The organism is Cupriavidus malaysiensis (genome assembly GCF_001854325.1).
In the GTDB taxonomy this organism is placed as follows: Bacteria; Pseudomonadota; Gammaproteobacteria; order Burkholderiales; family Burkholderiaceae; genus Cupriavidus; species Cupriavidus malaysiensis.
Map to the genome: position 1 here is coordinate 3,404,972 of NZ_CP017754.1, position 24,049 is coordinate 3,429,020.

A 24,049-nucleotide genomic window follows, 5' to 3' on the forward strand; every position below is an offset into this window, starting at 1 on the left:
ACCGGCGCTCCGGCCCGGGACGAGTCCCGGCCATTCCCACCGGCCGTGCCCATGGCATATACTCGGCCGGCGCAGCCATGTCGCGGCGCAGGAATCCCAACGCAACCGTGCGGAGAACGGACCAAGATGCAATGTCAGGCGCTAGGGCAAGCAGCGCTCGAACAGGCCGTCGACGCTGTGGTCGTGGTCGACGCCGAGGGGCGTGTGGTGCTCTTCAATGCCGCGGCGCAGGCCTTGTGGGAATGCATCCGTGCCGAAGCGATCGGCCGCGCCGCCGCGGAGCTGGGCCTGCCGCCCGAGGGTGGCAATGGCGCCGTGCCACCGGTGCTGCAGCGCCCGCCCCAGGACGGCGGCAGGCTCGCCGTTCGCCTGCATACCTCCCGCCTCGATAGCGGCGAGCTGGCCTATTTCGCCGCGCCCGACGACGGTGGCCGCGCGTCCGCCCTTTCCTCGGCCTATCTCGATCACGCCGGCAACCCTGTCCTGTTCCTCGACCTGGACGGCTATGTCAGCCACGTCAACCGCGCCTTCACCAGTGTCTTCGGACTGCAGCGCCACCAGGCGGTCGGGCGCCGCGCGCTGGACCTGATGCGCCCCGCCCGCACCAGCGAAGCGCATCTGGCGCAGATGCTGGACGAACTCAGGCAGGGCACGATGCTGCACCGCGAAGCCCTGCTCGCCGACCGCCATGGCCGGCCCCGCTGGTTCGCCACGGCAATCAACCCGCTGCGGCAGGCCGACGGCGCGATCACGGGCGCCATCTGCACGCTGACGGACATCAGCGACACCAAATTGCGTGACACCATCCAGCGCAAGGCACTGGAGGCCTTGGCCAAGGACGTGTCCAGCGCAGAGATGATGGACAGCCTGTGCCGGCAGATCGAAGCGGTGTCCCCTGGGGTTCTGGTCAGCGTGGTCCGCATCGCCGACGGCAGGCTGCGCACCCTGGCAGCCCCCGGACTGCCCGCGGCATGCGTGAGCCGGATCGACGGACTGGAGATCGGGCCGACGGTGGGCTCCTGCGGCACTGCCGCCCACTTCGGCAAGCCGGTGCTGGTCACCGACATCGCCAGCGACCCCTTGTGGGCCGCCTACCGGGACCTGGTCCTGCCGCACGGCCTGAAGGCCTGCTGGTCGACGCCGATCAAGACCTACGACGGTCAGGTCGCCGGCGTGTTCGCGCTGTATTTCCACGAATGCCGGGGTCCCGACGCGCTGCACCGCAGCCTGGTCGACGTGGGCACCTACCTGTGCGCGCTGGCGCTCGAACGCGACGCCGCGCGCGAACGCATCGAGCGCCTGGCCTACTACGATCCGCTGACCGGACTGCCCAACCGCCAGTTGCTGCTGGCACGCCTCGACGATGCGGTGGCGTCGGCACGAGCCACGGGGCAGGCGCTGGCCGTGCTGTTCATCGATATCGACGACTTCAAGCGGGTCAACGAAGCCGACGGGCATGCCATGGGCGACCGGGTGCTCGGCAACGTGGCGGCGCGCCTGGCCGGCGTGGTCGGCCAGGCCGGCACGATCGGCCGCCTGGGCGGCGACGAATTCGGCGTGGTCCTGCCGGACCATGACCTGGCCCGCGCCAAGGCGCTGGCCGAGGCGCTGCTGGCTGCCCTGGCTGCGCCCCCCGCCGGCGGCGGGCAAGCCCTGCCCGCCTCGGCCAGCATCGGCGCCAGCGCGCTCAGCGGCAGCGGTTGCGACGGCCCGACCCTGCTCAAGCAGGCAGACCTGGCCATGTACCAGGCCAAGAAGGGTGGCGGCCACCAGATCGGCATCTACGATGTGGCGGTGGCGCGGCGCCTGGCCGAGCATCGTGAGCTGGCCACCGAGCTGCGCGCCGCGCTGGCAAACGGCACGCTGCAGCAGTACTACCAGCCGCAGATACGGCTGGCCGACGGCCGGCTGTGCGCCGTCGAGGCACTGGCGCGCTGGTTCCACCCGCAACGGGGAGAGATCACGCCCTCCCGCTTCATCCCGCTGGCCGAGGAGGAGGGCCTGATCACCGCGCTGGGCAAGTGGGCGATCGAGGCCGCCTGCGCACAGCTGGCGCAGTGGCGCGCGGCCGGCGTCGGCGTACCGCGCATCTCAGTCAACCTGTCGCCGATCGACCTGCGCGATCCCGCGCTGCCCGGCCGCATCGAGCAGACCCTGGCGCGTCACGGGCTGGTGCCGGCGGACCTGATCATCGAGATCACGGAAAGCGTATTCCTCGAGCATTCGGCCGGCACCGGTGCCAGCGTCGCGGCCCTGCGGCGGCTCGGCGTCCCGCTCTCGATCGACGACTTCGGCACCGGCTTCTCGACGCTGAGCCGGCTGATGCGCCTGCCGGTGGACGAGATCAAGCTGGACCGCTCCTTCCTTGTCTCGCTGGAAACGAGCGCGGAAGCCCGCACGCTGGTGGAAGCCGTGATCCGCATCGGACGCAGCCTCGACCTGACCGTGGTGGCGGAGGGTGTCAGCAGCACCTTCCAGCACCGCTTTCTGGCCACCCACGGTTGCCAGGTCGGGCAAGGCTTCCTGTTCTCGCGCGCGGTTCCGGCCACTGCGGTGGCGGCATGGCCTGCCCAGTGGCCGCTCGCCGACCCTGGCGCGGATGCGGGCGCAAGCGACGCCGCACGCTGCGGCTAGGCAGACAGCGGCCCGAACAAGCCGCACTCCAGGTCGCTTTCGAACTGCTCCAGCCAGGTACCGGGCGGATCGTCCTCGTAGACGCTCTGTGCCTCCGTGCCGGCACGCTTGACCGAGACCTTGCGCGTGGCCACGCTGGCATCGCTGCCGGCACCTGCGTCACGCGTCTCGTCCGTCACCTCGAAATCGCCCGGCGCCAGACCTACGCGCTTGCAGATCTCCGCCATCTGCTCCCGTTCCGCGACCGGGAAATCCTGAATCTGACGCTTGATCATCACTCGCCCCCTAATCTCAACGGACGGGCCGCATCGGACAGGACCGGCACCGGTGCCCGCCGCCGGCACCGCGCGGACTCGGCCGCTCACATGCACGCGGCCGCGCCCCTTGCCCGATGAGTCTACTCCCGGCTAAGAATCGGTGCTGCGCAAGCAGCCTATACTGGCTTGGCCGGCCCCTCGCCGGCAACCCGTCCGTTTCGCATACCTGCCACCTTGCTCATGGAGGTCAACCATGTCGATCCGCATCGGCGACGAAGCCCCCGACTTCACCGCAGACACCACCGAAGGCCAAATCCGCTTCCATGACTGGATCGGCGACAAATGGGCGATCCTGTTCTCCCACCCGAAAGACTTCACGCCGGTCTGCACCACCGAGCTGGGCTATATGGCGCGCCTCAAGCCGGAGTTCGACAAGCGCGGCACCAAGATCATCGGCCTCAGCATCGACCCGGTATCCGATCACCAGCGCTGGGTGCAGGACATCGAGCAGACCCAGGGCCACGCGGTCAACTACCCGCTGATCGGCGACGCCGACCTGACCGTCGCCAAGCTCTACGACATGATCCACCCCAACGCCAGCGGCGGCGGACCGCGCACGGCAGTGGACAACGCCACGGTACGTTCCGTCTTCATCGTCGGCCCGGACAAGAAGGTCAAGGCGATGCTGGTCTACCCGATGAGCGCGGGGCGCAACTTCGACGAAGTGCTGCGCCTGCTCGACGCCCTTCAGCTCAACGCGCGCCACACCGTGGCCACGCCCGTGAACTGGCGGCCCGGCGACGACGTGATCATCCCGACCTCGGTTTCCGATGAGGACGCCAAGAAGAAGTACCCGCAAGGCTTCCGCACCCTGAAACCCTATCTGCGCGTAGTGGCCGAACCGAAATGAGCACGCAGGACGGCCCCCGGCGCGTACGGGAAACACGTGTCTCGGCAACGCTACCCGCCACCGACATCGAGTGGCTGCACCGCTCGCTGCCGGACGGTGGCTCCCAGTGGGGCCTGAGCCTCACCCTCCAGGCCGACGAGCGAGCGATGGAGCGCTGGCTGCGCGGCGTAGCCGTGCCGGCCGGCGCGCACGCGGTGGAAGGCTGGTTGCTGGCCCCATGGACGATCTGGGCAACCTGGACGGCGTGGGCGCCGTGGCTGGCCTGGCATCCCCTGCTGGCGATGGTGCTGCACGCGGCGCCGCGCCCGCGCGTTTGATCCGGCCCTCCTGCCGTAGGCGCTGTCGATCGGCGGTGCTTTTCGCATGACACAATGGACTATCGACTATCGCGCGCCAGCCGGGTTCGGCAGCCGCGCGATACGCTCCCGCATCGCCTGCGCCGAGCCTATCTGGTGGAACAGCGGACCGCCTGGCGCGAAACTGTCGGCGCTGGCGCGGCCGCCCACCACGACCGGCTCGAAACCTGCATCGCGCACGAGTTGCTTGGCCACGCGCAGCGCCTGCGGGTCATCGCCTGCGATCGGCACCGCCACCGGCTCGCCGGCATGGTGGCTTTCGCTGGCGAAGGCAGCCGCCGCCATGAAATTGAAGGCGCGTACCACCCCGGGCGCCGGGCAGGAATCGCGCGGTCGTGATGCCGATGCCGTCACGCAGCGCCAGCGCACCAGCATTGCCGTCGCGCTCGCGAAAGGCATTGGTCGCATCTATCACCACCTTGCCCGACAGGGCCCGCCCATAGTCCCGGGGCGATCTCGGGCAGCGCCTTGTACGGCACCGCCAGCAAGACCACGTCCGCAAAGGCGATGGCCTGTGCCACGGAGCCTGCCTGCGCCAGCGGGCGCAATTCGTCAGGATGACGCGACGAGAACAGCACTGGATGGCCGGCCTGCACCCACAAGCCGCCGATGGTGCCACCGATATGGCCGGCACCGATGACGCCCACCGGCTGCATGCGTGCGGCACCGGGTTGCGCGCGCAGCCCCTGCGCCCGCCGGCCCAGAGCAGCCAGGGCCGCCGCGGCGGCAAACCCGGCCAGCCAGCCGCGCCGGCCCGGATCGACAGCACCAGTCTCGCGCGCGACCCGCTCGAATCTGAGACGCGGCGAGTAGCTGGCCTCGCGCGCAAAGATCAGCACCGGCCGCAGGGCGCGGCCCTTGCCCGGAACGTGGCGGCCACGATCATGGCGAAAATCGAAGCGCTGGCGGCGGCCCCCTACGGGCCGAACCCTGACGCCAAGAAGCTGGCCGGCATCGAGGGATACCGGCTGCGCGTGGGCGATTGGCGCGTGCTATACCGAATCGAGGACGGCCGACTGGTGATCGTCGTGCTGGCAATCAATCCGCGCGGAGGCGCATACAAATGATCGACATCCAATTCATCGAACGCGACGGCCACCGCGAATATGCGGTGGTGCCCATCGAGATCTGGGACAAGGTCAAAGACCTGATCGAGGATCTGGACGATGCCGCTATGCTGAAGCAAGCGATGGCGGAAGACGATGGCACCCGCATTCCGCATGCTGTACTCAAGGCCGAACTGGCGGGCGACCATCCGATCAAGGCATGGCGCGAGCACCGAGGCATCACGCAGGAGGCGCTCGCCTCGGCCGCCGGCATCAGCAAGCCCTACTTGAGCCAGATGGAAAACCGGAAGCGCGATGGAAGCGTCGACGTGCTGCAGAAGCTGGCCGCCGCGCTGGAGGTGCAGATGGACCTGCTGGTCGAGCTGGCCTGAGCGAGCAAAAAAGGATTCGCCGGCTCCTGGGAAACCCAAGGTCGCTTATCGACCCATTGCGGTCCTGGGCTTTGGTCGATCTCGTCGCCCCAAAGCAGTCGCCTAACGATGAAATCCAGCGGAGCCATGCGGCCAGGGCTACGTCAACGAGGAGAGCGGCCGCGCCGGCGGGTGGGAATCGCTTGGGCGGAACTTCATGGAGCGGGGGATAGCGGAGACGGACGTCACAGTGCCCTTCAACGAGCACGACATCCGCGCCAAGGCGGCGAACGACGCCGAAGACCTTGAGCACGCGCGAGCCCTGATGTCTCACGCGAGCACGGCGACGACCAAGCGGGTGTACCGGCGGAAACCGGAGGTGGTGGCCCCGCTGCAGGCAAACAAAAAGGGCTTGGGTCACGTTTCCATGACCCAAGCCCTTTGCTATGACCCAGCGGTTAGTGCAACCACCCGCTAAGCCTTACGTATTCAGTGGCGGAGAGAGGGGGATTCGAACCCCCGATAGGCTATTAACCTATACACGCTTTCCAGGCGTGCGACTTAAACCACTCATCCATCTCTCCGGGAAGTCCGCGATTATAACAGAGTTATTTTTCGAATCCAGTACTTCCTGCGGGAACAAGCAAAAAGACGGGCAAGCCCCGTGCAATCAGCCCTTGCGCAGGTAGCCGACCAGACGGTCGATCACCGGCGCGTTGCGCGGTGTCAGCAAGCTAACGACGATGGCCACGATGAAGCCGGCCGGCACGCCGAAGGCGCCGGATGCGATCGGGTCGACGCCGAACCAGCGGTCGCCGAAGATGCCGGTCATGCGCGTGAAGAAGGGATAGTTGACGAAGATGTAGTAGATGGCCACCCCCAGTCCCGCCGCCATGCCGGCCACCGCGCCCGCCGCCGTGGTGCGGCGCCAGAAGATGCCCAGCACCAGCACCGGGAAGAAGCTGGAAGCGGCCAGCGAGAAGGCGGCACCGACCAGGAACAGGATATTGCCCGGCCGCAGCGAGGTCACGTAGGAAGCGAACAGCGCCACCCCCAGCAGCAGTACCTTGGCCGTGGTCACCCGGCGCTGGTGGCTCGCCTGACGATCGACCATGTGATAGAAGACGTCGTGAGACAAGGCGTTGGCGATGGTCAGCAGCAGGCCATCGGCCGTGGACAGCGCGGCGGCCAGCGCGCCGGCCGCGACCAGGCCGGAGATCACATAGGGCAGCCCGGCGATCTCCGGCGCGGCCAGCACGATCATGTCGGGCTGGATCAGGATCTCCGCCCACTGCACGATGCCGTCGCCATTGACGTCGCGCAGCGTGAACACCGGCGGATCGACCTTGCGCCATTGCACCACCCACTGCGGCAGTTCCGCATAGGGCGTGCCCACCAGGTGTTGCAGGAACTCCACCTTGACCAGCGCCGCGAGCGCCGGCGCGGAGACATAGAGCAAGGCGATGAAGAACACCGCCCAGGCGACGGAATTGCGCGTCTCCTTGACCGACGGCGTGGTGTACAGCCGGGTCAGGATGTGCGGCAGGCTGGCGGTGCCCACCATCAGGCAGAACACCAGCAGCACGAAGTTCAGGCGCTTGGCATCCCGCTCGCCCTCGCTCGCCGCGGGAAACGGCTCGGTGGAGGACTTCGAGGGCAGGCTGCGCGCGAGCGCGTCGTCGCGCATCTGCGTCCACTGCTGGTGCGCCTCGGCGGCATCGCGCGGATAGGCCAGCCGCTCGCGCTCCAGTTCCTTGATCTCGCGCAGCGGCGCGTTGCGCACGCGCAGCGACTCCAGCCGCGCCGTCAGCGCATCGCGCTCTTCCTCGAAGGACTGCGGCAGGCGGGCGATGCGGATCTGCAGGGCGGCCGCCTTGTCTGCGTAGAACTTCCGCACCGCGCGTTCGGCCGGGTCCTGGTCGAGCCGGCGCTCCTCCCGGTCGATCTGCGCCAGCAGCGGCCCGTAGCCGAGCTGGGGCAGCAGTTGGTGGTGATGCTTCCAGGCGATCATCGACACCGCCGCCAGGAAGGCCACGATCAGCATGATGTACTGCGCCACCTGTGTCCAGGTGACGGCCCGCATGCCGCCCAGGAAGGAGCAGACCAGGATGCCGGCCAGCCCGAAGAACACGCCGACGGCGAATTCGACGCCGATGAAGCGCGTCACCACCAGCCCGACCCCCTGGATCTGCGCGACCAGGTAGACGAAGGAGCAGAGCGAGGCGGCCAGCACGGCGATGCCGCGCACGGCGAAGTTTCCGCCCGGGCGGCCGTTGCCGTAGCGGGCGGCGAGAAAGTCGGGAATGGTGTAGCCGCCGTACTTGCGCAGGTAAGGCGCCAACAGGAAGGCGACCAGGCAGTAGCCGCCGGTCCAGCCCATCACATAGGCCAGCCCTTCATAGCCCGAGGCGAAGACGATGCCGGCCAGGCCGATGAAGGAGGCCGCGCTCATCCAGTCGGCGGCGATCGCCATGCCATTGAAGACGCCCGGCACGCGCCGGCCCGCCACGTAGTACTCGGTCAGGTCGGAGGTGCGGCAGATCAGCCCGATGCAGGCATAGATCGCGATGGTGACGAAGAGGAAGACATAGCCCAGCCACAGGGCATCGCTGCTGGACCGTTCCAGCAGCGACATCATGCCGACGAAGCCCAACAGCCCGAGCGTGAACAGGCTGTAGTAGAGCGTCAGCCGGCGGCGGAAGCGCGACTGGTCGTCGGGCATGGAATAGAACGTGGCGGCACGGAAGCGGGGCGCGACGGGCCGGCGTGCGGCCGGCGCCGCGCGGGCGCCGGGCCGTCATGCCGCTGCGCCCGGATCAGCGTGCCTGCTTGAGCTGGTCGAGGATCTGCGGGTTCTCCAGCGTCGAGGTGTCCTGCGTGATTTCCTCGCCCTTGGCCAGAGAGCGCAGCAGGCGCCGCATGATCTTGCCGGAACGGGTCTTGGGCAGGTTGTCGCCGAAGCGGATGTCCTTGGGCTTGGCGATCGGGCCGATCTCCTTGCCCACCCAGTTGCGCAGCTCGGCGGCGATCTGCTCGGCCTCGGCGCCATCCGGACGCGCGCGCTTGAGCACGACGAAGGCGCAGATCGCTTCGCCGGTGGTGTCGTCGGGGCGGCCCACCACGGCCGCCTCCGCCACCAGCGGGTTGGCCACCAGGGCCGACTCGATCTCCATGGTGCCCATGCGATGGCCGGACACGTTCAGCACATCGTCGATGCGGCCCATGATGGTGAAGTAGCCGGTGTCCTTGTCGCGGATCGAACCGTCGCCGGCCAGGTACAGGCGGCCGCCCAGCTCCTCGGGGAAGTAGCTCTTCTTGAAGCGCTCCGGATCGCCCCAGATGGTGCGGATCATCGACGGCCACGGACGCTTGATCACCAGGATGCCGCCATGCCCGTTGGGCACGTCGTTGCCGGTCTCGTCGACCACTGCCGCCATGATGCCCGGCAGCGGCAGCGTGCAGGAACCCGGCACCAGCGGCGTCGCGCCCGGCAGCGGCGTGATCACGTGGCCGCCGGTCTCGGTCTGCCAGAAGGTGTCGACGATCGGGCAGCGCTCGCCGCCGATGTTCTGGTAGTACCACATCCAAGCCTCGGGATTGATCGGCTCGCCCACCGTGCCCAGCAGGCGCAGGCTGGACAGGTCGTACTGGCGCGGATGGATCTTCTCGTCGGCGTCGGCCGCCTTGATCAGCGAGCGGATCGCCGTCGGCGCCGTGTAGAAGATGCTGACCTTGTGGCGCTGGATCATGTCCCAGAAACGGCCCGCGTTCGGATAGGTCGGCACGCCCTCGAACATCAGCTGGGTCGCGCCGGCTGCCAGCGGGCCGTAGGCGATATAAGTGTGGCCGGTGATCCAGCCGATGTCCGCCGTGCACCAGAAGAGGTCATCCGGCTTGACGTCGAAGGTCCAGCGCATCGTCATCAAGGCCCACAGCAGGTAGCCGCCGGTGCTGTGCTGCACCCCCTTGGGCTTGCCGGTGGAGCCGGAGGTGTAGAGCACGAAGAGCGGGTGTTCGGCGTCGACCGGTACCGCCTCGCAGGTGTCCGCCTGTCCGGCGGATACGTCCTCCATCGAACGGTCACGGCCTTCGCTCCAGCTGACTTTGCCACCGGTGCGGCGGTAGACGATCACGTTCTTGACGGCCTCGCAGCCGCCCAGCGCCAGCGCCTCGTCGGCGATGGCCTTGAGCGGCAGCGCCTTGCCGCCGCGCATCTGTTCGTCGGCGGTGATCAGTGCCACCGCGCCGACATCGACCAGGCGCTCCTGCAGCGATTTGGCCGAGAAGCCGCCGAACACCACCGAGTGGGTGGCGCCGATGCGGGCGCAGGCCTGCATCGCGACCACGCCTTCGATCGACATCGGCATGTAGATCACCACACGGTCGCCCTTGGCGATGCCGAGCGATTTCAGGCCGTTGGCAAAGCGGCACACGCGCGCATGCAGCTCGCGGTAGCTGACGCGGGTCACGGTGCCGTCGTCAGCTTCGAAGACGATGGCGATCTTGTCGGCGTTGCCGTTCTCGAGATTGCGCTCCAGGCAGTTGTAGGAAGCGTTGAGCTGGCCGTCCTCGAACCACTTGTAGAAGGGGGCGTCGCTCTCGTCGAGCACCTTGGTGAAGGGCTGGTTCCAGTGCAGCAGCTCGCGTGCGTGGCGTGCCCAGAAGCCCTCGTAGTCGCGCTCGGCCTCGTCGCACAGGGCCTGGTAGGCCTCCATGCCGGAGATGGCCGCCTGCTCGACGAACGATGCGGGGGGGTTGAAGACGCGATGCTCTTGCATCACCGATTCGATGGCGGACATGTCGTTGTCTCCTGATTGGCTTGGCTGCGTGGCTGCAAACTTACGCTTGGTGGCTTACTGAATCCTGACGCTGCACGCAGGCAGCCGCGCCGCATCGCGATGGCGCCGGCGCCTGCTGCATCGCAGCATGGGGCGCGGTGAGGGACCCGGGGGACGTCTCCCGCATGCTCGCCTGTCAATGTGCAGCCTTCTCCATTAGGCTAGCACAGCTACCCGGCAACGGCGCCGTTCGGGCGGGATTCCCGAATGCCGCGCTGTGCCATTCCGCGCCATTCCCTCGCTGCCAGCAGACCGGCGGCTGCATAGCGCGCCGTGAGCGCCCTGAGCCGCAGGCGCTCACCAACCGCAGCCCTGCCCGGCTGCTTTCTTCATTGTCACCGCCGGCAAGCCGCAAGCATCACCTCCAGCCCGGCTGGGCGAATGTGGACGGATGTATGCACGCAGGCAACCACACCCGCCACGGTGTATGATTGCGGGCTACGTCCCACCGCATGTCCTCCCACAACATGACCGCCATCAAGCAAGAAGACCTCATCCAGAGCGTCGCCGACTCCCTGCAGTACATCAGCTACTACCACCCGATGGACTACATCACCAGCCTGGGCCGTGCCTATGAGCTGGAGCAGAGCCCGGCGGCGAAGGACGCGATCGCCCAGATCCTGACCAACAGCCGCATGTGCGCGGAAGGCAAGCGGCCCATCTGCCAGGACACCGGCATCGTCACCGTGTTCCTGAAGATCGGCATGAACGTGCGCTGGGATGACGCCACGATGAGCCTGGAAGACATGGTCAACGAAGGCGTGCGCCGCGCCTACAACGACCCGGACAACAAGCTGCGCGCCAGCGTGCTGGCCGATCCGGCAGGCAAGCGCACCAATACCAAGGACAACTCCCCGGCGGTGATCAACGTCTCCGTCGTACCGGGCGACACGGTCGACGTGATCGTCGCGGCCAAGGGCGGCGGCTCCGAGGCGAAATCCAAGTTCGTGATGCTGAACCCGTCCGACTCGATCGTCGACTGGGTGCTCAAGACCGTGCCGACCATGGGTGCCGGCTGGTGCCCGCCGGGCATGCTCGGCATCGGTATCGGCGGCACCGCGGAAAAGGCGATGCTGCTGGCCAAGGAAGCCCTGATGGAGCCCATCGACATCCAGGACCTGATCGCGCGCGGCCCGTCCAATCGCGCCGAGGAACTGCGCATCGAACTGTACGAGAAGGTCAACGCACTGGGCATCGGTGCGCAGGGCCTGGGCGGCCTGGCCACCGTGCTCGACGTGAAGATCAAGGACTACCCGACCCACGCCGCCAACCTGCCGGTGGCCATGATCCCGAACTGCGCCGCCACCCGCCACGCGCACTTCACGCTGGACGGCAGCGGCCCGGCCAAGCTGGAAGCGCCTGACCTGTCGCAATGGCCGAAGGTCGAGTGGGCGCCGAACACCGAGACCTCCAAGCGCGTCGACCTGAACGCGCTGACGCCGGAAGAAGTAGCCTCGTGGAAGCCGGGCCAGACCCTGCTGCTGAACGGCAAGATGCTGACCGGCCGCGATGCCGCACACAAGCGTATCGCCGACATGCTGGCCAAGGGCGAGAAGCTGCCCATCGACTTCACCAACCGTGTGATCTACTACGTCGGCCCGGTCGATCCGGTGCGTGACGAAGTGGTGGGTCCGGCCGGCCCGACCACCGCCACCCGCATGGACAAGTTCACCGAGACCATGCTGTCGCAGACCGGCCTGATCGCGATGATCGGCAAGGCCGAGCGTGGCCCGGTGGCGATCGAGTCCATCCAGAAGCACAAGTCGGCCTACCTGATGGCCGTCGGCGGTGCCGCCTACCTGGTCTCCAAGGCCATCCGCGGCGCCAAGGTGCTGGCCTTCGAAGACCTCGGCATGGAAGCCATCTACGAGTTCGACGTCAAGGACATGCCGGTCACCGTGGCGGTCGACAGCTCGGGCATCTCCGTGCACAAGACCGGCCCCGCCGAATGGCAGGCCAGGATCGGCAAGATCCCCGTCGCGGCCGCCTGATTCCAGGCACGCCGTGACAGCCTTGCTGTCCCTGAAAGCCGGGTCTGCCGACCCGGCTTTTTGTTTCCCGGTGCATGCTCGCCCCGCACTTCCGGTGTGGCCGGGCGCCCTCGCCACCAACCGCCCCTTGCCCTGCCCTTTCCCGTGAACCAGCCCGCCAACGACGCTCCCATCGGCATCTTCGATTCCGGCCTCGGCGGCCTGTCGGTCCTGCGCGAGATCCGCGCGCTGCTGCCGCACGAATCGCTGCTGTATATCGCCGATTCGAAGTACGCCCCCTATGGCGAGAAGCCGGAGCGCTTCGTCGAGGCGCGCACGCTGCAGGTCTGCCGCTGGCTGGCCGACCAAGGCTGCAAGGCGCTGGTGATCGCCTGCAATACCGCCACCGTCCATGCCGTGCAGACGCTGCGCGAGACGCTGCCGCTACCCATCATCGGGGTAGAGCCCGGCCTGAAGCCGGCCGCCGCCGCCAGCCGCAGCAAGGTGGTGGGCGTGCTCGCCACGGCCAATACGCTCAAGGGCGCGAAGTTCGCGCGCCTGCTGGCTTCGCTCGACGGCGAGAGCCGCTTCCTCTGCACCGCCGGCATCGGCCTGGTGGACGCAATCGAGCGCGGCGACGTCGGCAGCGCGGCGGTGCGCGCCAGCCTGGCCGGCTTCCTGCAGCCCATGCTGGACGCCGGCGCCGACACGCTGGTACTGGGCTGCACCCACTACCCCTTCCTGACGGACACGCTGGTGGAGATGATCGGCGGACGCATGGCGCTGATCGATACCGGCGCCGCGGTCGCGCGTCAGCTCGCGCGCCGGCTGGCCGAGCACGGCATCGCCGCCGCGCCCGGCGCGGCCCCCTTCACGCGCTATGCAACGACCAAGGAAGCCAGCCACCTGCAGGATATGGTCGCCGCCCTGCTGCACGTCGACGCGCAGGCGGAAACGATCGTCATCGAACCGGCGCCGCCGCTGGACGCGGCGGCACATGTCCTGCGCTGAACGCGGCGGGCCCCGCCCTACTGCAGGAAGCCGAGCGGGCGACGCTGCCTGACCTCGGGCTTGACCGCATGCTCCTGGCGCAGCTGCGCCAGGAACTCCTCAGGTGTCAGCGCTTCGCCCAGCAGCACGCACTGACGCTTCACAGTTGCGAAGTCACCGGGGGTCAGGCAGTCCATCGCATCGAGTTCGCGGCGCATGCTATCGCTCAAGGCACCCGCGTCGCCGCCCAGCGCCTCGTCGGTGAACATGGCCACACGCTGTGCCGGCTTCAGCGGCAGGAAGCGGATCTTGAACGAAAAGCGCCGCAGCGCAGCCTCATCGATGCGATCGAACAGATTGGTGGTGCAGAGGAAGATGCCGTTGAAGCGCTCCATGCCTTGCAGCATTTCGTTGACCTCGGACACCTCGTAGTTGCGCACCGCGTTCTGCCGGCTCTGCATGAAGCTGTCGGCCTCGTCGAGCAGCAGCACGGCGCCGTCCTCCTCCGCGCGCGCGAACATGGCCGCGATCTGCTGCTCCGTCTCGCCCACGTACTTGCTCATCAGGTCGGAGGCGCGGCGGATCATCAGCGGCAGGTCCAGGGCGGCGGCGATATGTTCGGCCAGCGCGGTCTTGCCGGTCCCGGGCGGGCCGAAGAAGCACAGGGTGCCGCGCTGGCGCGCCTGCAGCGCCTGGATGATCTTGTCGACCGCATAGCGCGTTTCCAGGTTCAGGTAGTCGAGCCGGTAATGCGTCACCACCGGGCGCGCCTCGGCCTCCGGACGCAGCCCCATGGCCCGATCGGCGTGATCGAGCTGGCGCAGGATCAGGGCTTCCGCCGGCTCCTGCACGCCGGGACGCGCCAGTTCGACGAAGCGCGCCGCCGACTGCACCTGGGCCGGCGTCAGCGTCTTGCGCGCGGCCAGCGCGGCGATGAAGGCCTCGCTGACCTGCAGGCCTTGCAAGTGCTTGCGCAGGATGTTCTCGCGCACCATCGGCGGCGGCACCTTCAGCTCCAGGTGGAACTGGAAACGCCGCAGGTAGGCCGGATCGATCTGCCGGATCGAGTTCGAGATCCAGATCACCGGCACCGGGTTCTCCTCCAGCGTCTGGTTGACCCAGGCCTTGCCGTTGACCGAGCCGCGCGCGTCCTCGTGCCCGAGCAGGCTCATCAGCTCACGCGCGCTGCCCGGGAACACGTCCTCGACCTCATCGAACAGCAGCGCGGTGCGCGGCCGCCCGCGCAGGAATGCCTGCGAGACCTGCAGCGAACGATAGCGGTCCTTGCCCGACAGGCTGTTGCCGTCGCGATCGAGGCAATCGACCTCGTACAGCTCGCAGCCCGCCTCGCGCGCGATCAGCCGCGCGAATTCCGTCTTGCCGGTACCGGGCGGCCCGTACAGCAGGATATTGACCCCCGCGGCGTGCTGGCGCGTGGCGTTGCCGAGCAGGGCGGACAGGTAGCGCGCGTCGGTCTCGACGTGCGGATAGTCCGAGCAGTCCAGCGTCGGCGGCGCCGCCGGCCGCGTGAAGACCGCCATCATGTCGGCCTCGTCGGCGTAGTTTCCCAGCAGCACGTGCAGCAGCCGGTCCGACAGGCGCATCAGATCGCCCAGGTCGGTCACGCTGTTCTCCGGCAGCGGCTGTTCGATCAGGTTCAGCGTCTCCAGGCGCGAGCCGGGCCGCAGCGAAGCGGCCACCTCGGCGGGGCTGGCGCCGGTCAGGCCGGCGAGGATCTGGAACGCCTCCTGGCTGTGCGCCACCTTGCAGTCGACCATCACCGCGCGCAGGTCGCGCTTGTACTTCGCCAGCGCGGCATAGAGCAGCAGCTTGCGCTCGTGCTCGGGCAGGTCGAGCACATGGCTGAGCATGTCGATATTGCGCACCAGCAGCACCCGCTCGCCTTCCAGGCGGGCAGCGATGGCGGCGGCCGACACCTCGAAGACCGCGTACATGTCCTTGGCGTGGTACTTGACGTACTCGTCCAGGTAGTAGAACAGAGCGCTCTCGTCGAAGGCACTGTTCCACTGACCGTGGCGCTCCAGGAACTCCTCGGCCGGCAGGCGGGCGGCGCCCTTCCAGGCCGGCATGTCGGCACAGCGGGCAGCCAGGAAACGCTGCACGCGCAGCACCACGCCATAGGGCCAGACCAGTTCCTGGGCGCTGACCGTCAGCACGTCGTTGATGTTGCTGCGCAGGTTGAAGCGCGGACCGAGCGCGCAGACCACGCGCAGCGCGAACTGCGCGCACATCCAGTCGAGCGCGGAACTGGTGCCGGCCCCCGGCGTGGCGCGCAGGACGGTCGAACGCTCCTCATCGGCATTGCGGGTGAATTCCATAGCCTCGTCCCCTCGCTCGGGCCGCTGCGCGCCGCTGCGGGTGGCCCGTTTCTCCTATCCTAGCGCGCTTTGCCGCCGGCGCGACATTGCCGCCTACCCTCGGATGCCGGCCTGCGTGGCTTTGTCGCAGGCCGAGCAGACCGCTTGGAACAGCGGTATAAAGTGGGCTGCATCCTGCCGCCCGCGCCCGAGTGCCGCAAAAGGCAACAAATAAGAATCATTATCGTTTATACTCGCGAACTGACACGCTGCCAGAGAGCGGCGCTCCCACGGCAACCCGGTTGAAGGAGCGTTTACCATGGAACTGTTGCTCAGCTTGCTGGTCGGTTGTGGCATTTCGCTAATTCTCTTCTATCGCAAGTAAGCCAGGCCCGCCGTCCATCGCACCATTCGCGCCCACCCGTCGCGACGCCTGTCGTATCCCATGTTCGATCAACGATTCTTCAAGATCACGGTTGCCGTCCTGCTGTTCCACGCGGGACTGCTGTATCTGGTCCAGAGCGGTCTGGCGCGCAAGTTCACCGAAGCCGTGATCTCGCCTGAGATCGTGGCACGCATCATCCCGCTGGAGCCGCCCGCGCCGCCGGCACCGCCGCCACCCAAACCCCAGTCCAAACCCGAGCCGCCCAAGCAGGTCAAGGTGACGACGCCCAGACCGCAGCCGCAGCCGCAGCAGCCCAAGGTCGAACCGGTCGCCTCGCTGCCACCGACGCCCAACGCGATCGAGGCGCCGCCCGCGCCACCGGCACCGCCTGCGCCAGCCGCACCGGCCGAGCCGCCGGCCCCGGTATCGAGCGCGCCGCGCGCGGTCGGCATCGGCGAGATCCAGTGCTCGCCGCCGCAGCCGGTCTATCCGTCGCAGTCGCGCCGCATGGGCGAGACCGGGCGCGCCGTGGTACGCCTGACCACCGATGAGAGCGGCAAGGTCGTCAAGACCAGCGTGTCCACGTCGAGCGGATCGTCGCGCCTGGATCAGGCGGCGGAAGACGCCGTCAAGCGCATGCGCTGCAAGCCGTACATGGACAACGGCCGTGCCGTGGCGGTGACCGCGCAGCAGCCGATCGCCTTCGAACTCAACTGATCCCGGATCCCCGGAATCGACTTATTCCATCCCGACCTACCAGGAACCAACATGCAGGACCTCGGACTCTCCCACCTCTGGGCGCAAGGCGATTTCGTCATGCGTGCGACCGCCATCATTCTGCTCATCATGTCGCTGTCTTCGTGGATCGTGATCCTCACCAAGGCGTGGGATCTGGTCCGCCTGAAGAAGATGGCGCAGGGCGCGGAAAAGCGCTTCTGGCACTCGGATGACTTCGACCACGCACTCGAGACCCTGGGCGCCAGCGATGCCAATCCCTTCCGCACGCTGGCCATCACCGGCAAGGAAGCCGCCCAGCACCACCGCGCCAGCCAGCCGCAGCTGCACGACGTGATGGATATCTCGGACTGGCTGACCCGTTCGCTGAAGAGCGCCATCGACGACGCCGTGTCGCGCATGCAATCCGGCCTGGCCGTGCTGGCCTCGGTCGGCTCGACCGCGCCTTTCGTGGGCCTGTTCGGCACCGTGTGGGGTATCTACCATGCACTGATCGGCATCGGCGCGTCGGGCGTGCCGACCATCGACAAGGTAGCCGGCCCGGTCGGCGAAGCGCTGATCATGACGGCCTTCGGCCTGGCCGTGGCGATCCCGGCGGTGCTCGGCTACAACGCCCTGACGCGCGGCAACAAGTCGGTCATCTCGAAGCTCAACCGCTTCGCCCACGACCTGCACGCCTACTTCGTGACCGGCGCCCGCGTGCGTCCCGGCACGGGCCGCACGGGCGAAGACGGCTCGGTGCGCCTGGCCGTGAAGAACTGAGCCGGCTCGCCCCGCTCCCGAACCAACCCCAACGCCAAAGGAAGTCATCATGGCATTCGGCACCCTGGAAGGTGACGACGACGAGGTGATGAGCGAGATCAACATGACGCCGCTGGTCGACGTCATGCTGGTATTGCTGATCATCTTCATCATCACCATTCCCGTGATCAACCACGCGGTCAAGATCGATCTGCCGCGCGCGACCAACCAGCCCAACGACCAGAAGCCGCAGAACATCAACGTGTCGATCGATGCAGCCGGCAAGGTCTACTGGAACCAGGCCGAAGTGGATGACGCCACCCTGGACAACAACATCGCACAGGCTGCCAAGCAGGAACCCCAGCCTGAACTGCACCTGCGCGCTGACCGCGACGTACGCTACGAGCGCGTGGCGCAGGTCATGGCCGCGGCCCAGCACGGCGGCCTCGGCAAGATCGGCTTCATCACCGAACCCAAGCACTGACGCGGCATGCGGCACCGCGTGCTGCCGTCCGCATCGAGCAAGGCATCCTTCGGGATGCCTTTTTTCTTTTCACTCCCCCGCGACTGCCCGCCCGATGAATTTGCTCCCTCCGCGCGTACGTCGCCCCGCCCTGCAGAAGATGCGCCACGGTCCGCCGGCCGAGTTGTAAAGTTTGGTGAACCCCCATTGTATTGATAACCATTCGCATTTAAGATGGTCGTACCTGACCAATACACAAGCCGGCATGCATTGCCGGCACCGAGACCTACCGGAGTCCGATGATGAGCACCTTTGCCCTGCCGCTGCCGCAACCGCGCGAAGTCACCCGCCGGCGTCTATCCTTGCGCCGCGTTGAAGTGAACCCCGCGCAGCCGCGCCGGGAAACGCCGGCGGCTGCGGCAATCGAAACCGTGAAATGCGCAGTGGCGGCGCTGCCCGCCCGTCTCGAGGCTCTGGTCCGGGACAGCCGGCCCGCGGCACCCGCCACGGGTGAACCGGTGCATCTCGACACCTTGATGCGGGGCGCCAGCACGCTGCCGATCCTGCACAACGGCGAGGTCTACACCTTGCGCATCACGCGCTACGGCAAGCTGATCCTGACCAAATAAGCAAACGGGGAAAGAACCGCGGCACGCGCCACCGCAAGGTGGACCGGCGATGGCGCAACAAAAGGAAAACGGGGCGCCATGGCGCCCCGTTTTTCGTTGCCGCGGCCCGCCTCGCGAGCGTCTTGGCATGCAGGACCGGCGCATGCCGGCCCCCCCGCTCAGACTCCCAGCGCGGCGATGCCAGCGCGGGCGATCTGGGCATCTTCGGCCGACTTGACTCCCGAGACACCGACCGCACCGACCACCTGGTCGTTGACCACGATGGGCACGCCGCCTTCCAGCATGCCTTGCAGCACCGGGGCCGTCGTGAAGGAGTGGCGGCCGTTGTTGATCATGTCCTCGTAGATCTTGGACTCGCGGCGACCCAGCGAGGAAGTGCGGGCCTTCTCGGTGGCGATATAGGCCGAGATCGGGGCAGCGCCGTCCAGGCGCACCATGGCAAGAGGATGGCCGCCATCGTCGACCACGACGATCGCGACGGCCCAGTGATTGGCCTTCGCCTCGGCTTCTGCCGCGGCAAGCACCTTCTTCACGTCATCAGCCGTCAGCACGGTTTTCTGCTGCATACCACTCTCCTCGAAAATCATTGCGAAACAGGAGCCGGCAGTATAGCTGCTGGCGCCGGGCCGCTGCCATGGGCGAAAGCACGCCTAAAAAGCAAAAGACCCGCAACATTTGCGGGTCCTTTTCAGTCTGTTTTCCTGCTGCGCGGGGCCGGCCGGGGGAAGCCGGCACCCACCGGCATCAGACGCCTTCCGAGAACGGGTCGCGGCGGTCGCCGACCTTCGCACCGTCGGTGTACGGGTCTACCTTGCCCAGCTTGGCGCCGTCCGTGTACGGATCCACCTTGCCCAGCTTCGCGCCGTCGGTGTACGGATCGGCCTTGCCGATCTTGGCGCCATCGAGATAGGGGTCGACCTTGCGCGGGGCGGCTTGCGCCGAAACGGAAAGGGCCGACAGGGCGGTAAGGGCGGCAAGCGCCACCAGGCTGGTCTTGATCTTCATGTCGCGGTCATCCTTGTATTTGATGCGAGCCATCACCATCCTTGCCGGGCGCCTTCGTGTCGCGCCTGTCATGACGGTGTCACAGCAATAGTGTAGGGGAAAACCCTAGGCCAAAGTGATGTCCGCTTTGATCAGTCACTTCAGTTTTTTTGACCCTCACCAAAATAGGGAAAAAAGAAGGGAACCTTGCACCACTTTCGACGTCGTCATCGCCCCGAGACAAAGCATCGGAATCCCGGCGACCAATGACCAGGGGCTCCTGACGGAGCCCCTGTTGACACTGCCGGCACGGCATCGGCGCTTGTCGCACCATGCCCTGCCCCGCTCAATGACGCCAGTGTCCGCGACCGTGCCACCGGCCCGGCGGGCCGTAGAAGCGCGGACCACCGTAGTAGTAGCCCGGACCGTAATACACCGGTGCCGGGCGCACGATCACGGGCGGCGCACCGTAGTACACCGGCGCGGGCGCGACCACCACCGGCGGAGGCGGCGCATAGTAGACCGGCGGAGGCGGATAGTAGGCGGGAGCCCCGACGACCACGCCGGGCACGCCAATCGCCACGCCAACGCTGACGTGCGCCATGGCCGCGCCTGATGCGAGCGCTGCCGCGACGCCAAGACCTGCAAGCATCCAACGCTTCATGTTCGTGCCTCTGGTTGTGACGGGATTTATACGGTCATTGTAAAACCCCAGGAAAATCCAGGTGCAACCGTCGGGACGACATTGTTACCAGTCGTAACCGGGAACATGGCGGCGCGCTTGCATCCAACCGCCCGAACCACCACAATACCGGGCTTGCCGGGCGGCCGTGGAGAAATTGGTAGACTCAGCAGACTTAAAATCTGCCGCCTTCACAGGCTTACGGGTTCGAGTCCCGTCGGCCGCACCAGCAACTCCCGCCCATCCTCCCGTGGCTTTACGCCATGACGGCGCACAATGCAGCGCCGGCCGCCATCAGGAACACGAACAGCAGGCCGGCCAGCGCCAGCGGCCGCCGCCCCGCGCGCAGCAGGTCGCCAAGGCGCGTATGCAGGCCGATGGCCAGCATGGCGCAGGCCAGCAGCCAGTTGTCCAGAGCCGTCAGTCCGGCCATCCACGCCTGCGGCACCCAGCCTGCCGAATGCACGGCCATGACCACCACGAAGCCCACCGCGAACCAGGGCACTGACTTCCGCAGCGACACCAGGGTGCCCCGCCCCTCTCCCGCTGCCACCTGCTTCCCCGATCCGCGCGAAGCACTACGCTGCCACAGGGCCATGCCCAGCAGCAGCGGGCCAAGCGCCAGCACGCGCACCATCTTCGCTACCACCGCGGCGTCCGCGGTGGCGTCGCTGACCATCTTGCCCGCCGCGATCACTTGCGCCACTTCATGCAGGGTGGCGCCGGTGAAAATGCCGAACAGGCGCTCCGTCACCGGCCAGTGCCATTGCTGCGTGGCCAGGGTGAAGAGATAGGGGTAGAGCAGCATGCCGGCCGTGCCGAACAACACCACGGTCGCCACGGCCACGGCGGTCTGCTTGTCGTCGCTGCGCAGCACCGACGACACGGCGATGGCCGCGGCGGCGCCGCAGATCGCGCTGCCGGCGCTGACCAGCAGGGCCTCGCGCCGGCTCAGCCCGAACAGCGAGGCGCCCAGCCAGGTACCGACCAGCAGGGTGGCAACCAGCATGAGCAAGGGTACGACCACTCCGGAGACGCCCAGCGCGGCGATCGCGCCGAACGTCAGGCGCAGCCCGTACAAGGCCACACCGATACGCAGCATATGATGGCGCGCCAACTGCATGCCCGGCGCCAGCGGCGCCAGCCAGTCACGCGGCATGGTGTTGGCAGCCACCATGCCGGCACACATGGCAAGGGTCAGCGCGCTCAGGCCGTAGCGCGAGATGGCGGGGTGGTCGGCCAGCACCATGGCCAGCCATGCGATGCCGCCCAGGGGCAGCAAAGTCAGCACTCGCGTGCGCCAGGCCGGCGATGCATTGTCGGCACGCGAGGCGGTCAGGCTGGTGGACATGGAGGACTCCCGCTTCATGGATGGTCGATGTCCCGAGCGTAGCGGGCCCCAATCAATCTGTGAAACAGGTAATATCGTTATGATCAATCTGAATTAACGATATGGAACACCGCCCCCTGCGCCTGACCCTGCGCCAGCTTTCCGTGTTCGTCGCCGTTGCCCAGCATGGCAGCACGGTGGCCGCCAGCGAAGCGCTGGCGCTCTCGCAATCCGCCGTCAGCGCCGCGCTGGCCGAGCTGGAGCGGGCGCTCGGCGGCCCCCTGTTCGATCGCGTCGCACGCCGCCTCAGCATCAACGAGACCGGACGGCTATTCTTCCCGCGCGCGTTGTCGCTGCTGGACCAGGCGTACGAGCTCGAGCGCTTTCCCCTGCAGTCGGGCGTGCAGTTGCGCCTGGCCGCCAGCAACACCATCGGCAGCTATATCCTGCCGGCCCTGCTGCGCGGCTTCCGCGACAGCCAGCCGGGACCGTGCGCGCTCGATATGCGCATCGGCAATACGCGCGAGGTCCTGCAGGCGCTGCTGCAGTTCGAAGCCGACCTCGGCCTGATCGAAGGCACCTGCCACGAGCGCGACCTGCGCAGCACACACTGGTGCGACGATGAGATGGTGGTGGTGGTCGGCACCACGCACCCGCTGGCGCAGCGGCCGGTCAGCCGCCAGGCCCTGCGCGAGGCCGACTGGATCGTGCGCGAGCCCGGCTCGGGTACGCGCGAGGTGATCGAGCAGCGCCTGGTGCCGGTGCTCGGCGAACTGCGCTTCGCGCTGGAACTGGGCAACGCTGAAGCCATCAAGCGCACAGTGATGAGCGGCTTCGGCATCAGCTGCCTGTCGCTGCACGTGGTGGCGGAGGAACTGGAGCGCGGCCAGCTGGTGGCTTTGCGCGCCGGCATGCCGCCCCTGGTCCGGCCGTTGCAACTGGTGGTGCACGAGCACAAGTATCCGACCCAGGGCCTGCTGGCCTTCACCGAGTACCTGCACCGCGGCGCCAGCGCAGGCGCCTGACTCAGGACAGGTCGGCTTCCGCGAAGGTGCGCGCCTGCCGGGCCGTATAGCGGTCGAGCAGGTGGAAGAGCAGCGGATTGAGCATGATCGACAGCAGCGCGCCGGCCACGATCAGTGCCTGCGCGCGCTCCGGCAGGATCTTCAGGTACACGCCCAGGCTGGCGAGGATGAAGGAGAACTCGCCGATCTGCGCGAGGCTGGCGGCAATGGTCAGGCCGGTGCGGGTGTCGTAGCCGAAGACACGCACGATGCCCAGTGCTGCCAGGGACTTGACCACCAGGATGATGAACAGCGTGGCCAGCACGCCCCAAGGGTCGGCGACCAGCACGGCAGGATCGAACAGCATGCCGACCGAGACGAAGAACAGCACCGCGAAGGCATCCCGCAGCGGCAGCGACTCCTCGGCCGCCCGATGGCTGAACTCGGACTCCGCCAGCACCATACCGGCGAAGAAGGCCCCCAGCGCGAACGAGACGCCGAACAGGTAGAAGGCACCGAAGGCCACGCCCAGCGCCGTGGCCAGGACGCCGAGGCGGAACAGTTCACGGCTGCCGCTCCAGACGATGCGTTCCAGCATCCAGGGGATGAAGCGCCGCCCGATCAGAAGCATCACGGCGACGAAGGCGGCCACCTTGCCCAGCGTCACCAGCACTGCCACCAAGATATCGCCGGCGCCGGGCGAGGCCGCCCCGTCCGCCTGCGCGCCCGGGGCCAGCAGGCCTGCCAGCGCGGGCAGTAGCACCAGCGTCAAGACCATCGCCAGATCCTCGACGACCAGCCAGCCCACGGCGATCCGGCCTTGCGGCGAGTCGATCAGGTCACGATCCTGCAAAGCCTTGAGCAGCACCACGGTACTGGCCACCGACAGGGCCAGGCCGAACACCAGCCCTTGCCCCCAGCTCCAGCCCAGGGCCCAGGACACACCCATGCCAAGCAGCGTGGCAATGCCGATCTGCGCCACCGCGCCGGGAATCGCGATAGCCCGCACGGCCAGCAGGTCCTTGATCGAGAAATGCAGGCCGACCCCGAACATCAGCAGGATCACACCCAGCTCCGCCAGCTCCGGCGCCAGCGTCTGGTCGGCCGTATATCCGGGCGTGTGCGGCCCCACCACGATGCCCGCGCACAGGTAGCCGATCAGCGGCGGCAGGCGCAGCCGCGCCGCCAGCGCACCGAGCAGGAAAGCCAGCACGATGCCGCCGACGATGGTACTGATGAGCGGGGAGGCGTGATGCATGCGTTGTCGATTCCTTTTTCGGAGGCCGCAGGGGGGCAGATTGGACAAGCCTCCGCCGGCGCCGAACTCCTGGCCAGCGCTGTCCACTGACACCGGGCATGCTGCGCGGGAGCCCGCGCTGGCGTGCCGTACTGCTGCTCGGAAAAGG

21 protein-coding genes, 2 tRNA genes and 1 pseudogene are annotated in these 24,049 nt (G+C 67.5%); 13 read left to right on the forward strand and 11 right to left on the reverse strand.

Features of this window, described 5'->3' with window-relative positions; genetic code table 11:
- The first annotated feature begins 126 nt into the window (after positions 1-126).
- Positions 127-2,634 carry an EAL domain-containing protein gene (locus BKK80_RS15355; RefSeq protein ID WP_071014184.1) on the forward strand — a complete coding sequence of 836 codons (2,508 nt, stop codon included), beginning with the start codon at positions 127-129 and terminating at the stop codon, positions 2,632-2,634.
- Here BKK80_RS15355 and BKK80_RS15360 read toward each other — a convergent pair.
- Positions 2,631-2,909, reverse strand: a complete 279-nt coding sequence (locus tag BKK80_RS15360; protein ID WP_071014187.1) for a hypothetical protein — start codon at positions 2,907-2,909, stop codon at positions 2,631-2,633. The genes BKK80_RS15355 and BKK80_RS15360 overlap by 4 nt on opposite strands.
- A gap of 235 nt (positions 2,910-3,144) precedes the next feature.
- Here BKK80_RS15360 and BKK80_RS15365 point away from each other — a divergent pair, with 235 nt between their 5' ends.
- Both BKK80_RS15365 and BKK80_RS15370 read left to right on the forward strand, forming a co-directional pair.
- Positions 3,145-3,801 (forward strand): peroxiredoxin, encoded by a 657-nt coding sequence (locus tag BKK80_RS15365; protein ID WP_071014189.1) that lies wholly within the window; start codon positions 3,145-3,147, stop codon positions 3,799-3,801.
- Positions 3,798-4,118, forward strand: coding sequence for a hypothetical protein (locus tag BKK80_RS15370; protein WP_071038150.1), 321 nt, complete (start codon positions 3,798-3,800; stop codon positions 4,116-4,118). Before BKK80_RS15365 ends, BKK80_RS15370 begins: the two co-directional genes overlap by 4 nt.
- Before the next feature lie 66 nt (positions 4,119-4,184).
- On the opposite strand, the pseudogene BKK80_RS15375 reads toward BKK80_RS15370, so the two are convergent.
- Positions 4,185-4,813: pseudogene (locus BKK80_RS15375) on the reverse strand (NADPH-dependent F420 reductase).
- Between BKK80_RS15375 and BKK80_RS37465 the strand changes: the two are divergent.
- Together BKK80_RS37465 and BKK80_RS15385 are read left to right on the forward strand one after the other, a co-directional pair.
- On the forward strand, positions 4,739-5,224 hold the full coding sequence (locus BKK80_RS37465) for a type II toxin-antitoxin system RelE family toxin (RefSeq protein WP_236903688.1): 486 nt from the start codon (positions 4,739-4,741) through the stop codon (positions 5,222-5,224). The pseudogene BKK80_RS15375 and the gene BKK80_RS37465 overlap by 75 nt on opposite strands.
- The gene (locus BKK80_RS15385) at positions 5,221-5,595 is read left to right on the forward strand and encodes a helix-turn-helix domain-containing protein (protein ID WP_071070144.1); all 375 of its coding nucleotides are present in this window, start codon (positions 5,221-5,223) and stop codon (positions 5,593-5,595) included. Before BKK80_RS37465 ends, BKK80_RS15385 begins: the two co-directional genes overlap by 4 nt.
- Before the next feature lie 472 nt (positions 5,596-6,067).
- Here BKK80_RS15385 and BKK80_RS15395 read toward each other — a convergent pair.
- The 3 genes from BKK80_RS15395 to acs all read right to left on the reverse strand — a co-directional run bounded on the left by BKK80_RS15395 (position 6,068) and on the right by acs (position 10,373).
- Positions 6,068-6,158: transfer RNA gene (locus BKK80_RS15395), tRNA-Ser, on the reverse strand.
- 86 nt (positions 6,159-6,244) lie between these two features.
- On the reverse strand, positions 6,245-8,296 hold the full coding sequence (locus tag BKK80_RS15400) for a sodium:solute symporter family protein (protein ID WP_071038138.1): 2,052 nt from the start codon (positions 8,294-8,296) through the stop codon (positions 6,245-6,247).
- A 94-nt stretch (positions 8,297-8,390) separates the two neighbouring features.
- Positions 8,391-10,373 carry an acetate--CoA ligase gene (gene acs, locus BKK80_RS15405; RefSeq protein ID WP_071014200.1) on the reverse strand — a complete coding sequence of 661 codons (1,983 nt, stop codon included), beginning with the start codon at positions 10,371-10,373 and terminating at the stop codon, positions 8,391-8,393.
- Between the two features lie 506 nt (positions 10,374-10,879).
- Between acs and BKK80_RS15410 the strand changes: the two genes are divergently transcribed.
- On the forward strand, positions 10,880-12,403 hold the full coding sequence (locus BKK80_RS15410; RefSeq protein WP_071016487.1) for a fumarate hydratase: 1,524 nt from the start codon (positions 10,880-10,882) through the stop codon (positions 12,401-12,403).
- 144 nt (positions 12,404-12,547) lie between these two features.
- Positions 12,548-13,393, forward strand: a complete 846-nt coding sequence (gene murI / locus BKK80_RS15415; RefSeq protein WP_071014203.1) for a glutamate racemase — start codon at positions 12,548-12,550, stop codon at positions 13,391-13,393.
- Positions 13,394-13,410: 17 nt separating this feature from the next.
- On the opposite strand, the gene BKK80_RS15420 is transcribed toward murI, so the two are convergent.
- The gene (locus BKK80_RS15420; RefSeq protein ID WP_071014206.1) at positions 13,411-15,711 is read right to left on the reverse strand and encodes an AAA family ATPase; all 2,301 of its coding nucleotides are present in this window, start codon (positions 15,709-15,711) and stop codon (positions 13,411-13,413) included.
- Positions 15,712-16,135: 424 nt separating this feature from the next.
- Here BKK80_RS15420 and BKK80_RS15425 point away from each other — a divergent pair, with 424 nt between their 5' ends.
- From BKK80_RS15425 to BKK80_RS15440, 4 genes are all read left to right on the forward strand, one after another.
- A complete protein-coding gene (locus tag BKK80_RS15425) occupies positions 16,136-16,792 on the forward strand; it encodes an energy transducer TonB (RefSeq protein WP_071014207.1) in 657 nt (218 codons plus the stop codon).
- Positions 16,793-16,843: 51 nt separating this feature from the next.
- The gene (locus BKK80_RS15430; protein WP_071014210.1) at positions 16,844-17,572 is read left to right on the forward strand and encodes a MotA/TolQ/ExbB proton channel family protein; all 729 of its coding nucleotides are present in this window, start codon (positions 16,844-16,846) and stop codon (positions 17,570-17,572) included.
- A 49-nt stretch (positions 17,573-17,621) separates the two neighbouring features.
- On the forward strand, positions 17,622-18,035 hold the full coding sequence (locus BKK80_RS15435; protein WP_071014213.1) for an ExbD/TolR family protein: 414 nt from the start codon (positions 17,622-17,624) through the stop codon (positions 18,033-18,035).
- A 281-nt stretch (positions 18,036-18,316) separates the two neighbouring features.
- Positions 18,317-18,643, forward strand: coding sequence for a hemin uptake protein HemP (locus BKK80_RS15440; protein ID WP_071070876.1), 327 nt, complete (start codon positions 18,317-18,319; stop codon positions 18,641-18,643).
- Positions 18,644-18,801: 158 nt separating this feature from the next.
- Here BKK80_RS15440 and BKK80_RS15445 read toward each other — a convergent pair whose 3' ends face one another.
- From BKK80_RS15445 to BKK80_RS15455, 3 genes are all read right to left on the reverse strand, one after another.
- Positions 18,802-19,209, reverse strand: a complete 408-nt coding sequence (locus tag BKK80_RS15445) for a heme-binding protein (protein WP_071014216.1) — start codon at positions 19,207-19,209, stop codon at positions 18,802-18,804.
- A 178-nt stretch (positions 19,210-19,387) separates the two neighbouring features.
- Complete coding sequence (locus tag BKK80_RS15450; protein ID WP_071016491.1) at positions 19,388-19,648, reverse strand: hypothetical protein; 261 nt, start codon at positions 19,646-19,648, stop codon at positions 19,388-19,390.
- Between the two features lie 325 nt (positions 19,649-19,973).
- Entirely contained in the window at positions 19,974-20,291 is a 318-nt protein-coding gene (locus tag BKK80_RS15455) for a hypothetical protein (protein ID WP_071014219.1), read from the reverse strand.
- Positions 20,292-20,451: 160 nt separating this feature from the next.
- On the opposite strand from BKK80_RS15455, the gene BKK80_RS15460 reads away from it, so the two are divergent.
- Positions 20,452-20,538 (forward strand) — tRNA-Leu (locus tag BKK80_RS15460).
- A gap of 27 nt (positions 20,539-20,565) precedes the next feature.
- Here the strand turns inward: BKK80_RS15460 and BKK80_RS15465 are convergent.
- Positions 20,566-21,660, reverse strand: a complete 1,095-nt coding sequence (locus BKK80_RS15465) for a YeiH family protein (RefSeq protein WP_236903689.1) — start codon at positions 21,658-21,660, stop codon at positions 20,566-20,568.
- Between the two features lie 101 nt (positions 21,661-21,761).
- Here BKK80_RS15465 and BKK80_RS15470 point away from each other — a divergent pair, with 101 nt between their 5' ends.
- Complete coding sequence (locus BKK80_RS15470) at positions 21,762-22,664, forward strand: LysR family transcriptional regulator (protein WP_071014224.1); 903 nt, start codon at positions 21,762-21,764, stop codon at positions 22,662-22,664.
- A gap of 1 nt (position 22,665) precedes the next feature.
- Here the strand turns inward: BKK80_RS15470 and BKK80_RS15475 are convergent, their stop codons facing one another.
- On the reverse strand, positions 22,666-23,901 hold the full coding sequence (locus tag BKK80_RS15475) for a cation:proton antiporter domain-containing protein (protein ID WP_084545597.1): 1,236 nt from the start codon (positions 23,899-23,901) through the stop codon (positions 22,666-22,668).
- Positions 23,902-24,049: the final 148 nt, after the last annotated feature.

Bases quoted from the DNA above. Each gene is read 5' to 3' on its own strand.
- BKK80_RS15355 (WP_071014184.1), top strand. From the start codon at position 127: ATGCAATGTCAGGCGCTAGGGCAAGCAGCGCTCGAACAGGCCGTCGAC.
- BKK80_RS15360 (WP_071014187.1), bottom strand. From the start codon at position 2,909: ATGATCAAGCGTCAGATTCAGGATTTCCCGGTCGCGGAACGGGAGCAG.
- BKK80_RS15365 (WP_071014189.1), top strand. From the start codon at position 3,145: ATGTCGATCCGCATCGGCGACGAAGCCCCCGACTTCACCGCAGACACC.
- BKK80_RS15370 (WP_071038150.1), top strand. From the start codon at position 3,798: ATGAGCACGCAGGACGGCCCCCGGCGCGTACGGGAAACACGTGTCTCG.
- BKK80_RS37465 (WP_236903688.1), top strand. From the start codon at position 4,739: ATGGCCGGCCTGCACCCACAAGCCGCCGATGGTGCCACCGATATGGCC.
- BKK80_RS15385 (WP_071070144.1), top strand. From the start codon at position 5,221: ATGATCGACATCCAATTCATCGAACGCGACGGCCACCGCGAATATGCG.
- BKK80_RS15400 (WP_071038138.1), bottom strand. From the start codon at position 8,296: ATGCCCGACGACCAGTCGCGCTTCCGCCGCCGGCTGACGCTCTACTAC.
- acs (WP_071014200.1), bottom strand. From the start codon at position 10,373: ATGTCCGCCATCGAATCGGTGATGCAAGAGCATCGCGTCTTCAACCCC.
- BKK80_RS15410 (WP_071016487.1), top strand. From the start codon at position 10,880: ATGACCGCCATCAAGCAAGAAGACCTCATCCAGAGCGTCGCCGACTCC.
- BKK80_RS15420 (WP_071014206.1), bottom strand. From the start codon at position 15,711: ATGGAATTCACCCGCAATGCCGATGAGGAGCGTTCGACCGTCCTGCGC.
- BKK80_RS15425 (WP_071014207.1), top strand. From the start codon at position 16,136: ATGTTCGATCAACGATTCTTCAAGATCACGGTTGCCGTCCTGCTGTTC.
- BKK80_RS15430 (WP_071014210.1), top strand. From the start codon at position 16,844: ATGCAGGACCTCGGACTCTCCCACCTCTGGGCGCAAGGCGATTTCGTC.
- BKK80_RS15435 (WP_071014213.1), top strand. From the start codon at position 17,622: ATGGCATTCGGCACCCTGGAAGGTGACGACGACGAGGTGATGAGCGAG.
- BKK80_RS15440 (WP_071070876.1), top strand. From the start codon at position 18,317: ATGAGCACCTTTGCCCTGCCGCTGCCGCAACCGCGCGAAGTCACCCGC.
- BKK80_RS15445 (WP_071014216.1), bottom strand. From the start codon at position 19,209: ATGCAGCAGAAAACCGTGCTGACGGCTGATGACGTGAAGAAGGTGCTT.
- BKK80_RS15450 (WP_071016491.1), bottom strand. From the start codon at position 19,648: ATGAAGATCAAGACCAGCCTGGTGGCGCTTGCCGCCCTTACCGCCCTG.
- BKK80_RS15455 (WP_071014219.1), bottom strand. From the start codon at position 20,291: ATGAAGCGTTGGATGCTTGCAGGTCTTGGCGTCGCGGCAGCGCTCGCA.
- BKK80_RS15465 (WP_236903689.1), bottom strand. From the start codon at position 21,660: ATGTCCACCAGCCTGACCGCCTCGCGTGCCGACAATGCATCGCCGGCC.
- BKK80_RS15470 (WP_071014224.1), top strand. From the start codon at position 21,762: ATGGAACACCGCCCCCTGCGCCTGACCCTGCGCCAGCTTTCCGTGTTC.
- BKK80_RS15475 (WP_084545597.1), bottom strand. From the start codon at position 23,901: ATGCATCACGCCTCCCCGCTCATCAGTACCATCGTCGGCGGCATCGTG.